Origin of the sequence: Actinomadura atramentaria DSM 43919 (assembly GCF_000381885.1) — a bacterium.
Lineage (GTDB): Bacteria > Actinomycetota > Actinomycetes > Streptosporangiales > Streptosporangiaceae > Spirillospora > Spirillospora atramentaria.
This window is the reverse complement of the sequence record NZ_KB907211.1, coordinates 469,539-486,555: the sequence shown is the minus strand read 5'-3', so window position 1 is coordinate 486,555 and position 17,017 is coordinate 469,539. Positions and strand designations below refer to the sequence as shown.

15 protein-coding genes are annotated in these 17,017 nt (G+C 73.9%); 13 read left to right on the top strand and 2 right to left on the bottom strand.

The genetic code is table 11. The features are described 5' to 3' along the window. Window positions 1-68 precede the first annotated feature (68 nt). Genes G339_RS0112795 through G339_RS0112785 form a run of 3 tightly spaced genes read left to right on the top strand, consistent with a single transcriptional unit; the run spans window position 69 to window position 3,364 of the window. Window positions 69-896, top strand: a complete 828-nt coding sequence (locus tag G339_RS0112795; protein WP_019631480.1) for an alpha/beta hydrolase family protein — start codon at window positions 69-71, stop codon at window positions 894-896. Between the two features lie 29 nt (window positions 897-925). Continuing rightward, complete coding sequence (locus G339_RS33490) at window positions 926-2,197, top strand: PucR family transcriptional regulator (protein WP_019631479.1); 1,272 nt, start codon at window positions 926-928, stop codon at window positions 2,195-2,197. 54 nt (window positions 2,198-2,251) lie between these two features. Beyond that, window positions 2,252-3,364: a glycerate kinase gene (locus tag G339_RS0112785; protein ID WP_019631478.1), complete on the top strand. Its 1,113-nt coding sequence runs from the start codon at window positions 2,252-2,254 to the stop codon at window positions 3,362-3,364. On the opposite strand, the gene G339_RS0112780 is transcribed toward G339_RS0112785, so the two are convergent. Next, window positions 3,361-4,443 (bottom strand): LacI family DNA-binding transcriptional regulator, encoded by a 1,083-nt coding sequence (locus G339_RS0112780; RefSeq protein WP_019631477.1) that lies wholly within the window; start codon window positions 4,441-4,443, stop codon window positions 3,361-3,363. The genes G339_RS0112785 and G339_RS0112780 overlap by 4 nt on opposite strands. Before the next feature lie 138 nt (window positions 4,444-4,581). Between G339_RS0112780 and G339_RS0112775 the strand changes: the two genes are divergently transcribed. From G339_RS0112775 to G339_RS0112735, 9 genes are all read left to right on the top strand, one after another. Next, window positions 4,582-5,448 carry an ABC transporter permease gene (locus G339_RS0112775; protein WP_019631476.1) on the top strand — a complete coding sequence of 289 codons (867 nt, stop codon included), beginning with the start codon at window positions 4,582-4,584 and terminating at the stop codon, window positions 5,446-5,448. Between the two features lie 50 nt (window positions 5,449-5,498). Continuing rightward, on the top strand, window positions 5,499-6,515 hold the full coding sequence (locus G339_RS0112770; protein WP_019631475.1) for an ABC transporter substrate-binding protein: 1,017 nt from the start codon (window positions 5,499-5,501) through the stop codon (window positions 6,513-6,515). A 32-nt stretch (window positions 6,516-6,547) separates the two neighbouring features. Further along, window positions 6,548-7,357 carry an ABC transporter ATP-binding protein gene (locus G339_RS0112765; RefSeq protein WP_026341395.1) on the top strand — a complete coding sequence of 270 codons (810 nt, stop codon included), beginning with the start codon at window positions 6,548-6,550 and terminating at the stop codon, window positions 7,355-7,357. A 42-nt stretch (window positions 7,358-7,399) separates the two neighbouring features. Then, on the top strand, window positions 7,400-8,551 hold the full coding sequence (locus tag G339_RS0112760; RefSeq protein ID WP_019631473.1) for a Gfo/Idh/MocA family protein: 1,152 nt from the start codon (window positions 7,400-7,402) through the stop codon (window positions 8,549-8,551). After that, a complete protein-coding gene (locus tag G339_RS0112755) occupies window positions 8,548-9,684 on the top strand; it encodes a dihydrodipicolinate synthase family protein (RefSeq protein WP_019631472.1) in 1,137 nt (378 codons plus the stop codon). Before G339_RS0112760 ends, G339_RS0112755 begins: the two co-directional genes overlap by 4 nt. Beyond that, complete coding sequence (locus tag G339_RS0112750) at window positions 9,681-10,481, top strand: sugar phosphate isomerase/epimerase family protein (protein ID WP_019631471.1); 801 nt, start codon at window positions 9,681-9,683, stop codon at window positions 10,479-10,481. The genes G339_RS0112755 and G339_RS0112750 overlap by 4 nt, the downstream gene beginning before the upstream one ends. A gap of 18 nt (window positions 10,482-10,499) precedes the next feature. Next, the gene (locus tag G339_RS0112745) at window positions 10,500-11,696 is read left to right on the top strand and encodes a purine-cytosine permease family protein (RefSeq protein ID WP_019631470.1); all 1,197 of its coding nucleotides are present in this window, start codon (window positions 10,500-10,502) and stop codon (window positions 11,694-11,696) included. Between the two features lie 88 nt (window positions 11,697-11,784). Beyond that, on the top strand, window positions 11,785-13,875 hold the full coding sequence (locus G339_RS0112740; protein ID WP_019631469.1) for a PQQ-dependent sugar dehydrogenase: 2,091 nt from the start codon (window positions 11,785-11,787) through the stop codon (window positions 13,873-13,875). Window positions 13,876-13,936: 61 nt separating this feature from the next. Further along, window positions 13,937-14,887, top strand: coding sequence for a LamG domain-containing protein (locus G339_RS0112735; protein WP_026341394.1), 951 nt, complete (start codon window positions 13,937-13,939; stop codon window positions 14,885-14,887). Between the two features lie 53 nt (window positions 14,888-14,940). Here the strand turns inward: G339_RS0112735 and G339_RS0112730 are convergent, their stop codons facing one another. Beyond that, window positions 14,941-15,381, bottom strand: coding sequence for a MarR family winged helix-turn-helix transcriptional regulator (locus G339_RS0112730; protein ID WP_019631467.1), 441 nt, complete (start codon window positions 15,379-15,381; stop codon window positions 14,941-14,943). A gap of 146 nt (window positions 15,382-15,527) precedes the next feature. Between G339_RS0112730 and G339_RS0112725 the strand changes: the two genes are divergently transcribed. Further along, window positions 15,528-16,976 (top strand): MFS transporter, encoded by a 1,449-nt coding sequence (locus G339_RS0112725; protein WP_019631466.1) that lies wholly within the window; start codon window positions 15,528-15,530, stop codon window positions 16,974-16,976. Window positions 16,977-17,017 lie beyond the last annotated feature (41 nt).

The window sequence follows — 17,017 nt, the reverse complement described above, 5'->3', positions numbered from 1 at the left end:
AGCCGACACATGGCACATTGTGCTGTCACACAACTCCCTCCCCCGTCCGGTTGTGTCGAGGAGACCCCGTGCGCCGTCTGATCCCGTTCGCCGCCGCCCTGGCCGCCGCCGCCGTGCTCGTCCCGTCGCCCGCCCGCGCCGATTCCGCCGCCACCGCGCCGTGGGACGGCCCCGGTCCCCACCGGGTCGCGACCAAGCACGACGGGAGCACGTCGTTCTACTACCCGGCGGACCTCGCGAAGGGCACCGCGAAGGCCCCCGTGATCATCTGGGGGAACGGCACGTTCGGGTCCCCCGCCGCCTACGACGGCCTGCTGCGGCACTGGGCGCAGTACGGCTTCATCGTCGCGGCCGCCGACACCGCGTTCTCCAACACCGGGCTGGAGATGCGCTCCGGCCTCGACCGGCTCGCCGAGCTGGACCGCACCGCGGGCAGCCCGTTCCAGGGCCGGGTGGACCTCGCGCACGTCGCCGCCGCCGGGCACTCGCAGGGCGGCGCGGGCGCCATCAACGCGACGCTCGACAAGCGGGTCACCACGACCGTGCCCGTCCAGCCCGGCCCGCTGGCGTCCGCGTCGTTCCTGCACGGGCCGACGCTGTACCTGGCCGGGGAGAAGGACTCGATCGTGCCGCCGTGGCTCGTCCGCAACTTCTACTCCGGCAGCGAGGCGGTGCCCGCCGTGTACGCCGAGGTCGCGGGGGCGGGCCACCTGTCCTCGATCGGCGACGGCGGGAACTTCCGCGCCGTCACCACCGCGTGGTTCCGCTTCCAGCTCGCGGGCGACGAGCGGGCGCGCACCGTGTTCTTCGGGCGAAAGTGCGGGATCTGCGCCGACCCGGCCTTCAGCGACGTCGAGCGCAACGCCCGCGCGCTCGCCGTGCCGGGCGCGTCCTGACGCGTCCGCCGACCCAAGGGACGACCCCCATGCTCGACGACCTGCTCGACGACCTGACCGACCGCGACGCCGTGCTCGCCGGACTCCGCGCGCGCGTCCCGGACATCGCCCGCGCCGCCGTGGAGCGCGTCGCGGCCGAGGTTCCGCAGTACGACGACGCCAAGTGCGCGCGGCTGCTCGAACGCGCCGCCGAGCGGGCCGCCGACGACCTCGTCGCGCTGCTGGCCGGCGACCCGCCCGGCGCGGCGGCGCTCGGGCTGTTCCGCCGGGCCGGGGCCGCCGAGGCCCGCGAGGGCCGCGACCTCGGGCCGCTGCGGGACGCGCTGCGCACCGGCGCGGGCGTCGCGCTGCGCCATCTGGTCGCGGGGCTGGAGGCGGCGGGCGTCCCCCTCGCGCCGACCGCCGTCGCGGAGCTGGCGGACGCCGTCTACACCCGCCTCGACGGGCTCGCGGCGGCGGCCGCCGCCGGGCACGGCGACGTCGCCGCGCGCGCCGCCGGATCGCGCCGGACGCGCCGCCGCCTGCTGCTGGACGCGCTGGTCGCCGCGCCGGCGACGAGCCCGGCGCGGGTCGCGTCCCTCGCGGCGGACGGCGACTGGCCGCTCCCCCGCACCGTCGCGGCGGTCGCGCTGTGGTCGCCGCCCGGCGGCGCGGTCCGCCCGCTGCTGCCGCCGGACGTGCTGGACGGCCTGCACCTGCCCGAGCCCTGCCTGGTCGTCCCCGACCCGGCGGGGCCCGGCCGGGACCGCGCGCTGCGCGAGGCGCTGCGCGGCTGGACGGCGGCGGTCGGCCCGGCGGTGCCGCCCGCCGAGGCCGCGTCGTCGCTGCGCCTCGCCCGGCTCGGCCTGGACCTGCTCACCGAGGGGGTGCTGGCCGCGCCGTCGCCCGTCGCGGTCACCGACCACATCCCGATGATCATGCTCGGCCGCGATCCCGAACTGGCCTCGCACCTGATCGAACGGCGGCTCGGGCCGCTGCTGCGGTCGGCGTCCCCGATGCGGGCGCGGCTCGCCGAGACGTTCCTGGTCTGCCTGGAGTGCGACTTCGTCGCCAGCCGGGTCGCGGACGTCCTGCACCTGCACGCGCAGACGATCCGCTACCGGCTCCGGCAGTTGGAGGAGATGTTCGGCGAGGCGATCTACGACCCGGCGCAGCGGCTGGAGTTCCATCTCGCGCTGCGCGGCTGGCTCGGCCACCAGGCGCGCGCGGGGCGCGGCCCCAGCCCGGCCGCCGGGGTGGGCCGCCGCCGGCCCGTCCGCCCGCTGCGCGACGGGCGCACGGCGGCCCGGCGCGTGAGCTGACCGCCCCCCGCTCTTCCTTGACGAGGCTCTGAGAAAGCGCTTACCGTCGGGCTCGTGCCGATCAGCCGTGTCCTCATCGCCCCCGACAAGTTCAAGGGCTCCCTGTCGGCGCGGCAGGTCGCCGACCACCTCCGGCGCGCCCTGCTGGCCGCCGCGCCCGGCCTCGCCGTCACCGCGTTCGAGATCGCGGACGGCGGCGAGGGCACCGTCGAGGCCGCCGTCGCCGCCGGGTTCCAGCGGCGCGACGTGCGCGTCCACGGGCCGCTGGGCGACCCGGTGACCGCCGCGTTCGCGCTGCGCGACGGGCTCGCGCTCGTCGAGCTGGCCGAAGCGTCCGGGCTGCGGCGGCTCCCCGCCGGCGTCCCCGACGCGCTGCGCTGCGGCACGCGCGGCACCGGCGAGCTGATCGCCGCCGCGCTGGACGCCGGGGCGCGGACCGTCGTGCTCGCCGTGGGCGGCAGCGCGTCCACGGACGGCGGCGCGGGGATGCTCGCCGCGCTCGGCGCGCGGTTCCTCGACGCGGACGGCCGCGAGCTGCCCGGCGGCGGCGCGGCGCTGCGCGACCTCGCCCGCGCCGACCTGTCCGGCCTGGACCCGCGTCTGGCCGCGACGGAGTTCCTGCTGGCCGCCGACGTCCGCAACCCGCTGCTCGGCCCGAACGGCGCCGCCGCCGTCTACGGCCCGCAGAAGGGGGCGAACCCCGCCGACGTCGCGGTGCTCGACGCGGGCCTCGCGCGGCTCGCCGCCGTCCTGGACCCGGCCGCCGCCGACGCGCCCGGCGCGGGCGCGGCGGGCGGCACCGGCTACGCGGCGCTCACCGTGCTCGGCGCGTCGTTCCGCAGCGGCATCGAGTTCCTGATGGACCTGCTCGGCTTCCACAAAGCCCTGGCCGACGCGGATCTCGTCATCACCGGCGAGGGCTCGCTGGACGAGCAGAGCCTGCAGGGCAAGGCCCCGCTGGGCGTCGCCGCCGCGGCCCGCGCCCGCGGCCTGCCGGTCATCGCCGTCTGCGGCCGCCTCGCGGTGGACCCGGCCCGCCTGCGCGCGGCGGGCATCACCGCCGTCCACAGCCTGACGGACCTGGAACCCGACCCGGTCCGCTCGATGGCGGACGCCGGCGAACTCCTGGAACGCGTCGGCGAAACCATCGGCCGCGCGCTCGTCTAGCGTGCGGTGCTCTTCCGGAGCACCACTTCGCCCGCGATGCGCTCGATGCGGCTGCGGCGTCCGGCGGGCTCGCGCAGGGCCAGGCTCATCACGCGCTGCCCCATCTCCTCCAGCGGCAGGGCGACGGTGGTGAGCGGCGGCGTGAGGTCGCGGATGATCGGGATGTCGTCGAACCCGGCGAGCGCGATGTCGCCGGGGACGGACAGGCCGTGGTCGCGGAACGCCGCCAGCGCGCCGATCGCCATGACGTCGGTGACGGCGAACACGCAGTCGGGCCGCCGGGCGTCGCGGTGGACGAGCTCGGCGGCGGCCGCGTAGCCGCCGTCGCGGGTGAACGCGCCCTCGATGACGTCGGCGGGATCGAGCGGCATGCCCGCCTCGGCCAGGGCCTCGGTGAACCCGGCGAGCCGGTCGGAGACGGTCGTCAGCCGGCGCGGCCCGGTGAGCACCGCGAAACGGCGGTGCCCGAGGGCCAGCAGCGCGCGGGCGAGCGCCGCCGCGCCCTCCCGGTTCTGCGGCAGCACGGCGTCCACGCGCAGGCTGCGGTGGCGGCTGAGGACGGCGACGCGGCCGCCCGTGCGCTGGTACGGGTCGAGTTCGGCGGCCATCGACCGCTCCCAGTCGCGGTCCTCGAACCCGGTGCCGATGAGCAGGACGGCGCGGGCCCGCTGGGACCGCAGCATCGCCACGTACTCGATCTCGCGCGCCGGGTCGCGGAACGTGCTGGCGAGCGTCACGAGCATCCCGTGCTCGGCGGCGGTCGCCATCACGCCGCGCGCGACGGCGGCGAAGTACGGGTCGCTGACGTCGTGGCAGATCACGCCGACCGTCTTGCTGGACGAGCTGGCGAGCGCCTGCGCGTGCGCGTTCGGCGCGTAGCTCAGCCGCGCGGCGGCGGCCAGCACGCGCTCGCGCAGGTCGGCGCGGACCTGGGCGGTGCCGTTGAGGACGCGGGAGGCCGTCGCGAGCGAGACCTCCGCGTCCCGCGCGACGTCCTGGAGCGTCACGTAGCCCTGCCCGCCGTGCCCGTCCGGGCCGTTCCGCCCGGCCGCGCGGCGCGCCTCCGCCGCCTCGGTCATCCGCCGCCTCCTCGGGGTCGCGACGCCCCGGGCGGCGGATCTTCCGGAAAGACCCTCTTGACCGCGCCGGGCACGGGTTCTTACGGTACCTCAGAAAACGCTTTCAGAACGCGCTTTCCCAACACCCCGGAGGAGCCCATGACCGACCAGGGCACGAGGACCGCCGCGCGGCCGGACGCGGCGGGCGTCGTCGAGCGCGACCGGCCGGGCGCGGGCGAGCGGCTCCGCGACGGCCTCGAACGGATCTGGCGGCCCGCCGCGCTGCTGGTGGCGTGCTTCGCCGCCTGGTGGGCGGTCACCGCGCTGGACCTGGTCGAGGACTACCTGGTCCCCTCGCCCGGCGCGACGCTGGAACTGCTCGGCGACAAGGCCGGGTACATCTCGCACCACGGCTGGGTGACCACCTACGAGACGCTGCTCGGCTTCCTCATCGCCGTCGTCGTCGGCGTCGCGGCGGCCGTCGTGATGGTCTACTCCGCGACGGTCGAGCGCACGCTGTACCCGATCCTGCTGTTCGCGCAGGTCATCCCCAAGATCGCCATCGCGCCGCTGTTCGTGGTGTGGCTCGGCTTCGGGATCGGGCCGAAGATCATCGTCGCGGTGCTCATCGCGTTCTTCCCCGTCGTGATCTCGATGGTCGCCGGCCTCAAGGCCGTCGACCCCGAGATGATCGAGCTGTCGGCCACGATGGGCGCGGGACCGCTGGACACCTTCGCCAAGATCCGGCTGCCCGCCTCGCTGCCGCACCTGTTCTCCGGCCTGAAGGTCGCCGTGACGCTCGCCGTCACCGGCGCCGTCGTCGGGGAGTTCGTCGGCTCGAACGAGGGCCTGGGCTACGTGATCCTCCAGGCCAACGGCAACCTCGACACCCCGATGCTGTTCGCCGGGCTGCTGGTGATGTCCGCGATCGGCGTCGTGCTGTTCGCCGTCGTGGAGATCGCCGAGAAGCTGCTGCTCCCCTGGCACGCCAGCCGTCGCGGCGGCGCCGTGACGACCGCCTACTAGCCGATCCCGTCGCCGGGAACGTTCCCACCCCACCCCCAGGAGAGCCGTCCATGAGATTCCGCATCATCGCCGCCGCCGTCCTCGCCCCCGCCCTCGCCCTGACCGCCGCCGCGTGCGGCGGCGACGACGGGACGACCAGCGCGTCCGGGAAGAAGCTGACCAAGGTCACGCTGACCCTCAACTGGTACCCCTACGGCGAGCACGCGCCGTTCTACTACGGCAAGAAGAAGGGCATCTACGAGAAGCACGGCATCGACCTGGAGATCAAGGCCGGGCAGGGCTCGCAGAAGACCGTCCAGGCGACCGGCGCGGGCCAGACCGACTTCGGCTGGGCCGACACCCCGGCGCTGCTCGCCGCCGTCGACAAGGGCATGCCGATCAAGAGCGTCGGGGTGTTCCTGCAGACCACGCCCGCGTCCGTGCAGGCGTTCACCACCGCGAACCTCAAGACGCCCGCCGACCTCAAGGGCAAGACGATCGCCGGGACGGCCGGGGACGCGCTGTCGCGGACGTTCCCGGTGTTCCTCAGCAAGAACGGGCTGAGCGCGAACGACGTCCACGTCCAGAACACCGACCCGGCCGGGAAGATCGCGGCCGTCATCGCGGGCAAGACCGACGGGCTCGTCGGGTTCGCCAACGACCAGGGGCCGACGATGGCCAACAAGTCCGGCAAGCAGGTGTCGTACCTGCGCTACGCCGACTTCGGCGTCAACTTCTTCTCCAACGGCCTCATGGTCGGCGAACGCAAGCTCAAGAGCGACCGCGACCTGGTGAAGAAGATGGTCGCCGCCACCAGCGAGGCGTGGACGGCGGCCGAGGGCGACCCGGACGGGGCCGTGGCGAGCATGGCCGGCGCGTCCGAGCAGCTCCCGCCGACGCCCGTCGTCACCGAGCAGTTCAAGACCACGCTGACGCTGCTGCACACCGACCGCACCAAGGGCAAGGCCCCCGGCGTCAACGACCCGGCCGACTGGGAGCAGACGATCGCGCTGTTCAAGCAGGCGGGCGTCATCGAGAAGGCCGAGTCGCCCGCGACGTACTGGGTGCGGGACGCGGCCCAGCAGTAGGAGGACCAGTGCCAGGGAAAGCAGTGAAGACCGTGAGCGAACGCGAGGGCGGGACGGTCGCGGCGGGCCGCGAGTCCGCCGTCAGCATCGAGGACGTCGCCGTCCGGTTCCGCAGCCGCAAGCGCGACGTGACCGCGCTGCACGACGTGTCCGTCGACATCGCGATGGGCGAGTTCGTGGCGATCGTCGGCCCGTCAGGGTGCGGCAAGTCCACGCTGCTCAAGCTGGTGGCGGGCCTGTTGAAGCCGTCGTCGGGCGCGGTGCGGCTGCGCGGCGAGCGGGTCGCCGGACCGCGCCACGACATCGGCTACGTGTTCCAGCGCGCGGCGCTGCTGGAGTGGCGCAGCGCCCGCCGCAACATCCTGCTCCAGGCGGAGATGCGCAAGATGCCCGCCGACAAGGCGCGGGCGCGGACCGCCGAGCTGATGGCGATGACGGGCCTCACCGGGTTCGAGGACGCGCTCCCCCACGAGCTGTCCGGCGGCATGCAGCAGCGCGTCGCACTGTGCCGGGCGCTGCTGCACGAGCCGCCCGTCCTGCTGATGGACGAGCCGTTCGGCGCGCTGGACGCCCTCACCCGCGAACAGCTCAACATCGAGATGAACCGCATCTGGCGGGAGACGGGCACGACGATCCTGCTGGTCACGCACTCCGTCGCGGAGGCCGCGTACCTGGCGAACCGGGTCGTGGTGATGAGCGAGCGGCCGGGCACGGTCGCGGAGGTCATCGACGTCGACCTGCCCGCCGAGCGCGACTACGCCGCGACGATGGCGCGCCCGGAGTTCGCGCGCGTCACCAACCGCGTCCGGGACCTCCTGGGCGCGGGCGCCGCCGCCGACTGACGGCCGCGACACCCACCGACGAACGTTTTGGGAAGGAACGGGATGGCACGCAGGTCCATCGGGATCGTCATGAACGGCGTCACCGGGCGCATGGGCTACCGGCAGCACCTTCTGCGCTCGATCCTCGCGATCAGGGAGCAGGGCGGGCTGCCCACGGCGGACGGCGACGTCCTGTGGCCCGAGCCGGTGCTGGTCGGCCGCAGCGAGGTCAAGCTGCGCGACCTCGCCGACCGGCACGGCCTCACCGCGTGGACGACCGACCTGGACGAGGCCCTGGCCCGGCCCGGCGTCGAAATCTACTTCGACGCGCAGGTCACCGGGGCGCGCGTCGCCGCGATCCGCAAGGCCGTCGCGGCGGGCAAGCACGTCTACACCGAGAAGCCGCTGTCGGAGGACCTGGCGGGCGCGCTGGAGCTGGCGCGGCTCGCGGACGCGGCGGGCGTCAAGCACGGCGTCGTGCAGGACAAGCTGTTCCTGCCGGGGCTGCTGAAGCTCAAGCGGCTCGTGGACGGCGGTTTCTTCGGCCGCATCCTGTCGGTGCGCGGCGAGTTCGGCTACTGGGTGTTCGAGGGCGACTGGCAGGAGGCGCAGCGCCCGAGCTGGAACTACCGGGAGGAGGACGGCGGCGGCATCATCCTCGACATGTTCTGCCACTGGCAGTACGTGCTCCAGGGGATCATCGCGCCGGTGCGGTCGGTGCAGGCGCTCGGCGCGACGCACGTCCCCGAGCGGGTGGGCGAGGACGGCAAGCCGTACGCGGCGACCGCCGACGACGCCGCGTACGGGATCTTCGAGCTGGACGGCGGGATCGTCGCGCAGATCAACTCGTCGTGGACGACCCGCGTCTTCCGCGACGAGCTGGTGGAGTTCCAGGTGGACGGCACCGAGGGCTCGGCGGTCGCGGGCCTGCGGCGCTGCCGCGTCCAGCACCGCGCGATGACGCCGAAGCCGGTGTGGAACCCGGACCTGCCCGCCACTGAGGACTTCCGCTCGCAGTGGCAGGAGGTCCCCGACAACGCCGACTTCGACAACGGCTTCAAGACCCAGTGGGAAATGTTCCTGCGGCACGTCGCCGAGGATGGACCGTTCCCCTGGGACTTCTACGCGGGCGCGCGCGGCGTGCAGCTCGCGGAGCTGGGGCTGCGCGCGTGGCGCGAGGGCCGCCGCCTGGACGTGCCGGAGCTGGCCCGGTGAAGATCAACCTTCCGGAGGCGGACGGGACGCTCGTCCCGTACACGCTGGGCGAGCCGCGCGCGTTCGCGCCGCCGCCCGGCCCGAGCGCGTCGCGGGTCGCCTACGCCGCCGCGCACGTCGTCGCGGACCCGTTCGGCGACGGCCTGGACTGGGACGCGACGCTGGCCTTCCGCCGCCACCTGTGGTCGTACGGGCTGGGCGTCGCCGAGGCGATGGACACCGCGCAGCGCGGCATGGGCCTGGACTGGCCCGTCACGCGGGAGCTGATCACCCGCGCCGGACGGGAGGCCGCCGCGGCCGGCGGGCGCATCGTGTGCGGCGCGGGCACGGACCAGTTGCCGCCCGGCCCGGCGTCGCGGGACGCGGTCGTCACCGCGTACGAGGAGCAGCTGGCGGTCGTCGAGGAAGCGGGCGCGGTCCCGGTGCTGATGGCGAGCCGCCACCTCGCGGCCCTCGCGACCGGCCCGGACGACTACGCCGACGTCTACGGCGCGCTGCTGCCGCAGGTGCGGCGGCCCGCGGTCCTGCACTGGCTCGGCCCGATGTTCGACCCGGCGCTGGCGGGCTACTGGGGGTCGGACGACCTGGACGCCGCCGCCGACGCGCTGCTGGACCTGATCGCCGCGCACGCGGAGCGGATCGACGGCGTCAAGATCTCCCTTCTCGACGCCGGTCGTGAAAGCGCTTTCCGAAAGCGCCTTCCAGCGGGCGTCCGCCTCTACACCGGCGACGACTTCCACTACCCCGAGCTGATCCGGGGCGACGCGGACGGGCACAGCGACGCGCTCCTGGGCGTCTTCGACCCCATCGCGCCCGCCGCCGCGGCGGCGCTGGCCGCCCTCGGCAGGGGCGACCTCGCCGCCTACGAGGACGTCTTCGCCCCGACCGTCCCGCTCGCCCGGCACCTGTTCGCCGCCCCGACGTACTACTACAAGACGGGCGTCGTGTTCCTGGCGTGGCTGGCCGGGCACCAGCGGCACTTCCGCATGGTCGCCGGGCTGGAGACCGCCCGGTCCGTCGCGCACCTCGCGGAGCTGTTCCGCCGCGCGGACGCGGCCGGGCTGTTCCCCGACCCGGCGCTCGCCGCGCACCGGATGCGCGCCTGGCTGACCGTGCAGGGGGTGGCCGCGTGAGGTTCAGCCTCAACCAGTGGACCACGCGGCACTGGCCGCTGCCCGACCTGGCGAAGGGCTGCGCGGCGGCGGGCGTCACCGGCGTCGGCCTGTGGCGCGAGCCCGTCGCGGAGTACGGGCTGGAGCGGGCCGCGTCGCTGGTGCGCGACCACGGGCTGGCGGTGACGTCGCTGTGCCGGGGCGGGTTCTTCCAGGAGGAGAACGCCGTCGCGGACAACCGGCGCGCGATCGAGGAGGCCGCCGCGCTCGGCGCGCCCGTCCTGGTACTCGTCAGCGGCGGGCTGCCGGGCGGGTCGCGTGATCTGGACGGGTCGCGCGCCCGCGTCGCGGACATCCTCGCCGAACTGGCCCCGTACGCGGGCGAGCACGGCGTCCGGCTGGCGATCGAGCCGCTGCACCCGATGTTCTGCTCGGACCGCTGCGTCGTCGCGACGCTCGCGCAGGCGCTCGACCTGGCCGCGCCGCTCCCGGCGGACCAGGTCGGCGTCGTCATCGACACCTACCACCTGTGGTGGGACCCGGACGCCTGGCACGGAATCGAGCGCGCCGGAGCCGAGGACCGCCTCGCGCTGTTCCAGGTCGCGGACTGGGTGACGCCGCTCCCGGCGGGCGTCCTGACCGGGCGCGGGATGCTCGGCGACGGCTGCGTGGAGCTGCGCCGGTTCCGCGACGCCGTGGCCGCGACGGGCTACGACGGGCCGGTCGAGGTGGAGATCTTCAACGACGACCTGTGGTCCATGCCGGGCCCCGACGCCCTGGCCCTGACGCTGTCGCGGTTCACGCGGCACGTCGCGTGAGGGGCGCGTGATCACGACGTGACGGGCGGAGACGCGGACGCGGGCCGCTCGTGGCGGTCGGCGGCCGGGGCGTGGCTGGGGATCGGCACCGCGCCGGGCGCGCTGGTCCTCGGCGCGCAGGTCGCCGGGCGGCACGGCGGCGCGCTGCCCGTCGCCGTCCTGGCGGTGGGCGGCGCGGTGATGGCCGCGCTGCTCGTCGCGCAGGGCCGGCTCGGGCTCGCGCCGCCGCTGGGCGAGGGCGCGGGGATGGCGGTGCTGGCCCCGCGCTACCTGCCGCCGGTCGCCGAGCGGGTGTTCACCGCGCTGCTCGCGGTCGCGATGGCGGGCTGGTTCGGGTTCAACATCGGGCTCGGCGGGGCGGCGCTGGCCGCGCTCGCGGGTTTGCCGGACGCGGGCGGCGTCGTGCTGCTCACCCTGCCCGTGGTGGTTCTTTTTGCCATCGGCGGGAGGTGGAACGCCGTCGCGGTCGGGACGACGCTCACGGCGGTCGCGCTCATCGTGCTCGTCGCGGTGCGGCTGCCGCCGCCGGAGTCCCCGGTGTCGCTGGCGCGCGACGGCCCGGCCGCGCTCGCCGCCGACCTCGCGGGCTATCTCGGCTACGTGTCGGTGTTCGCGGTGCGCGCGCCGGACTTCACCGCCGGGCTGCGGCGGCGCGCCGACCTCGCGGTGTGCGTCGCGCTGCTGGTCGGGCCCGCGCTCGCGGCCTCGGTGGTCGGGGCCGGGCTCGCGGCGGCGGGCGGCTCGGCGGACGTGGTCGCGGTGCTGTCCGGACCGAACGGCCCGCACGTCGCGGGGCTGCCGGTGGCGAACCTGTTCGTCGCCGCGTCGGTCGTCGCGCCGACGCTGGCCGCCGTCCACTCGGGGGCGTTCGCGGTCGCGCGGTTCGCGCCGCGCCTGCCGCGCGCGGGCGCGGCGCTGGCGGTGGCGCTGCCGGGCGCGGTGCTGGCCGCGCTGCGCGTGGACCGGATGCTGCTGGACTGGCTGACGGTCCTCGCGGCGGCGCTGCCCGCGCTGGTCCCGCCGATGGCGGCCGAGGCCGCGCGGCGGCGGCGCGGCGGCCCGGCGCGGCCGGTGCCGACGTGGGCCTGGGCGCCGGGCGCGGCGGCGGCCGTGGCGCTGACGCTCGCCGGGCACGCGGCCGCCGCCCCGGCGGGTCTCGCGCTGTCCGCCGTTATGACTCTCGGTGATCACCTTCGACACAGAATTCGTTCTTGACGGAAGCGGAAACGGGACTTACGTTCGTGAAAGCGCTTCCAGAATGCGCTTTCCAGCCAATACCCCCCACCCACTACGGACGGCCGGAATGACGAAACTGAGACGGTGCCTGCTCACGACGTCGGCGCTCCTCGCGGCCCTGCTCGCCGTACCGACGGCGGCGGGCGCGCAGACGCCGGGTCCGATCCTCGACCCCATCCCCGACGACCCGGCCCCCGCGGGCCTCGGCCTGGTGCTGCAGGAGTTCGCGCAGCTTCCCGCGTCGCAGCCCTCGGCCCCGCCCACCGACGACCGGTTGAAGCGGTACAACCGCATCAACTACGTCGGCGAACTCCCCGACCACTCCGGCCGCATGTTCGCGCCGGACCTCAACGGCAAGCTGTACTTCCTCGACAAGAAGACGCACACGCCGCACGTCTACCTCGATGTCGGCGCGACGTTCCAGCCGGACTTCTACTCCGCGTCCGGACTCGGGCAGGGCTTCGGGTTCGTGGCGTTCCACCCCGACTTCAAGAAGAACGGCAAGTTCTACACCACGCACGTCGAGGCCAACGGCGCGCTGACCAGCAAGACCCCGGACCTGACGCCGCAGCCGAAGACGAAGTTCCACGGCGTCATCGACGAGTGGACGGCCAAGAACCCGAAGGCCGACACGTTCAGCGGCACGCACCGCGAGATCCTGCGGATCGGGTTCTCCGGGCAGATCCACAACCTCCAGCAGATCGACTTCAACCCCAACGCCCGCAAGGGCGACCGCGACTACGGGAAGCTGTACCTGGCCGTCGGGGACGGCGGGAACGGCAACGTCGGCGACAACGGCGGCGACCCGCAGAACCTCGGCGTCCCGCAGGGCAAGATCCTGCGGATCGACCCGTCCGGGACGAACAGCGCCAACGGCAAGTACGGCATCCCGGCCGACAACCCGTTCGCGGGCCAGGCCGGCAAGGTCGGCGAGATCTACGCCTACGGCATGCGCGACCCGCACCGGTTCAGTTGGGACACCGGCGGCAGCCACCGGCTGTTCCTCGCCCACATCGGCGAGCACGAGATCGAGTCGATCCACGACATCCGGGCGGGCGACAACCTGGGCTGGAGCGAGCGCGAGGGCGCGTTCACGTTCAACAAGTCCGACCGCTGCCACCTGTACCCGCTGCCGGAGGACGACGCGAAGTACGGGTACAACTACCCGGTCGCCGCGTACGACCACGACCCGCCCGCGGACTGGAACTGCAGCAGCGACAGCGGCCACGCCATCTCGGGCGGCTACGTCTACCGGGGCTCGAAGATCCCGGCGCTGCGCGGCAAGTACCTGTTCACCGACATCGTGGACGGACGGCTCTTCTACACCGAGGAGTCGGCCATGAAGCGGGACGTGGCGGGCAGGAACCGGGCGCAGATCTACCAGCTCTCCGCGTACGACACGGCGGGCAACCCGGTCACGATGAAGCAGCTCGCCGGGGACGACCGGGTCGACCTGCGGTACGGGATCGACGCCAAGGGCGAGCTGTACCTGCTGGCCAAGGCGAACGGCAAGGTCTGGAAGGTCGTCGGGACGCGGCAGACGGCCGAGTGCCGCACCGGCCCGGCCCGCGTCTCGCACGCCACGGCCGCGAAGGACTGGACGCCGGTCACTCCGTCCAAGTGGCAGTTCCCCGGCCGCGAGGTGGTCCTGGCCGAGGCGGGCAAGGAGCGCCCCGGACCGCGCCGCCCGTACGAGTACGCGGTGCTGGCGAAGGGGCCGTCCTACGGCTCGGTGAACATCGAGGCGAAGGTGCGGCTGGACACGCCCGTCACGCAGAAGGACCGCGACGTCATCCTGATCTTCGACTACCAGGACGACACGCACTTCGCGTACGCCCATCTGTCCACGGACAACTCCATCTACCCGCACAACGGGATCTTCGTGGTGAACGGCGCGGACCGGCTGCGGATCGACCAGCAGTGGAACGCCAACCGGTCGCACGGCGCTCCCCCGTCGATCACCGACGCCGACTGGCACAAGGTGCGCCTGACGCACTGCGGCGCGACCGGTGAGACGGCGGTGTACGTCGACGGCGGCAAGCGCCCGGTGATGACGGCGCTGGACACCACGTTCGCGTCCGGGCGGGTCGGCTTCGGCTCGTTCGACAACATCGGCAGGCTCCGCGACCTCACGGTCACCGGCGCCCCGGCGAAGTGACGGCCCCCGCCGGGCGGGCGGCGCGCGCCGCCCGCCCGGCGGGCACCCCCAGGAGGACGACATGATCATTCGCCGTGGACGCGTGGCGCTGGCCGCCGCGCTGGCGACCGCGCTGGCCGGGGCGTCGCTCGCCGCCGCCCCCGCCGCGAGCGCGGGCGGCGGCAAGTCCGGGGTCTTCCCGTCGCTGCGGGGGAACCTGGTCTCGTACTACGACTTCGAGCACCCGGTGCCGGGCGACGCGGGCCGCGAACGCGACCTCGGCCGCTCCGGGACGACGATCGACCTGGTCAACGGGGGCGCGGCGCTGCGCGTCCGGGACGGGTCGCGCGGCCAGGTGCTCCAGCTCGGCCAGGTCGACCCGACGACGAAGGGCAACGACGACCGCAAGGCCGGGGTCTACTCCGCGACCGGCGTCCCGTCGCTCCACGCCTTCAACGCGGCGCGGGGCGCGACGGTGATGGGCTGGTTCAAGATGACGGGCGTCAACCCCAGCCCGAACTCCAACACCGCGAACCCGGACGACGTCTACAACGCGGTCGGGCTGGCGGGCCTGCTCAGCGGCACGTCGCAGGGCCACGACGTCCGCGCGCTGCTGGAGGTGATCGACGTGTCCGGCACGCTGCGCGTCGTCGCCCTCGGCCGCCGCGTCGACTCGGGCAGCTCCCAGACGTTCGCGGCGAACGAGCACTGGCGCAGCGTCCTGCCGCAGAACCGGTGGGTCCACCTCGCCGCGACGTTCGACTACGACACGGGCGCGATGGCCCTCTACAAGGACGGCGAGCCGCTGCCCGGCTTCTACACGGTCAAGGGCGACCCGTGGAAGCTGGCCGACGAGCCGGGCCCGCACACCACGTCCGCCACCGATCCGCGCGGCATCAAGATCGGCGGCAGCTACCCGCAGAACACCAGCGAGGGAAACCCGTGCAACTGCCGGGTGGACGGCCTGATGTTCCTCGATCGGGCGATCAGCCCGTGGGAGGCCCGCCACCAGTACAAGATGGCCCGGCACTGACCGGCTCCTGACGCGGCGGACCGCCCCTGCCGGGGGGCGGTCCGCCGTGGTCGTCAGGGGCGGGGCCAGGGGCGGCCGGTGAGGCGTTCGATGTCGGTGTTGAAGCGGCGCAGGTAGGCGGCGAAGGCGGCGACGTCCTCGTCGGACCACTCGGCCATCACCTTGCCGAGGCCGTCGACGAGGTTCTCGCGCTCGTCGTCGAGCATGCGGGCGCCCTTGTCGGTGATGCGGAACTTGCGGGCGATGCCGCCGGACGGGTCGGGGATGCGCTCCACCAGGCCGCCCCGCATCGCGGCGGCGGTCTGCCGGTTCAGCGTGGACGCGTCGAGGCCGAACGCGTCGCTCAGCTCCCCGATCGACATCGGGCCCTGGACGCGGATGCGGCTGAGCAGGATGTACGCGCTGCGCTCCAGGCTGCTGAGCCGGTGGCGCATCAGCTCGTGGCGGCTGAGCAGCATCTGCTCGTACTCGACCTCCCGGGCAGGACCGTCCATCCGCCTCCACCTCCCGCCGCATCGGGGCCGCGTGCCACACATCCCGCCCATCGTCTCACGAAGCGGGACACGAACCCCGGCATGTGTCCTATGCACTCAACATGTACCATGCACACGGCCCGACCCCCTACCTCCCGAGGTCCTTCATGAACGCTCCACCGCCGAAGGCGGCCCACTCCGGCGGCGTCGTCGCCACGCTGGCGCTGGCCGGCGTCACGGCCGCGATCATGCAGACGCTGGTCACGCCGCTGCTCGCGGACCTGCCGAGGATCCTGCACACCACCGCGTCGAACTCGGCGTGGGTCATCACCACGACGCTGCTCGTCGGCGCGGTCTGCGTGCCCGTGTTCGGGCGGCTCGGGGACCTGGTCGGCAAGCGGCTGATGCTGCTGGTGTGCGCCGTGCCGCTCGTCGCCGGGTCGGTGGTGTGCGCGCTGTCGTCGTCCGTCGTGCCCATGATCGTCGGACGCGGGCTGCAGGGCGTCGGGATGGGCATGATCCCGCTCGGCATCGCGCTGCTGCGCGACGTCGTGCCGCGCGAGAAGCTCAGCTCGTCGATCGCGCTGGTCAGCGCGTCGATGGGGATCGGCGGCGGGCTCGGGCTGCCGATCGCCGCCGCCGTCGCGGAGTACGCGAGCTGGCGGGTGCTGTTCTGGGGGTCGGCCGGGCTCGCGGCGGTCGTCGCGGTGCTGATCTGGTTCGTCGTCCCGGTCGTCCCGGCGGCGGCGAAGGGGCAGCGGTTCGACGCGCCCGGCGCGGTCGGCCTCGGCGTCGGGCTCGTCTGCCTGCTGCTGGCGATCTCCAAGGGCGCGGACTGGGGCTGGGCGTCGGCGACGACCGTCGCGCTGTTCGCCGCCGCCGTGCTCGTGCTGCTCGGCTGGGGCGCGTGGGAGGTCCGGACGCGCGAGCCGATCGTGGACCTGCGCACGACGGCCCGACCGCGCGTGCTGCTCACCAACCTCGCGTCGATCTTCGTCGGGTGCGCGATGTACTCGTCCATGCTGGTGATCCCGCAGCTCCTGCAGTTCCCGAAGGCCACCGGGTACGGGCTCGGGCAGTCGATGCTCGCGGCGGGCCTGTGGCTGGCGCCCGGCGGGATCATGATGATGATCGTCTCGCCGCTCGGCGGGAAGCTCACCAACGCGCGCGGGCCGAAGTTCACGCTGATCAGCGGCATCATCGTGCTCGCCGCCGGGTACGCGTCGGCGCTCGCGCTGCTGGGCTCCGCGCCGGGCCTCATGCTGGCCATTATGATCATGAACAGCGGCGTCGGCCTCGCCTACGGCGCGATACCCGCCCTGATCATGGGCAGCGTCCCCCTGTCGGAGACGGCGGCGGCGAACGGCTTCAACTCCCTGATGCGCTCCCTCGGCACCTCGATCGGCGCGGCCGTCGTCGGCGTGGTCCTCGCCCAGCTCACGGTGAAGATGGGCGGCTACACCCTCACCTCCGAGAACGGCTTCCGCACGGGCCTGGCCATCGGCTGCGGCGTGGCGATCCTCGCGGGCCTGATCGCGGCGACGATCCCCAAGTCCACCCCCACCAAGGAATCGACGCCGACCACCCAGAAGGAAACGGCCCCGATCGAAGGCTGAAAGTTCCAAGGTTTCCAACAAGACCAACAAGCGCAACCACA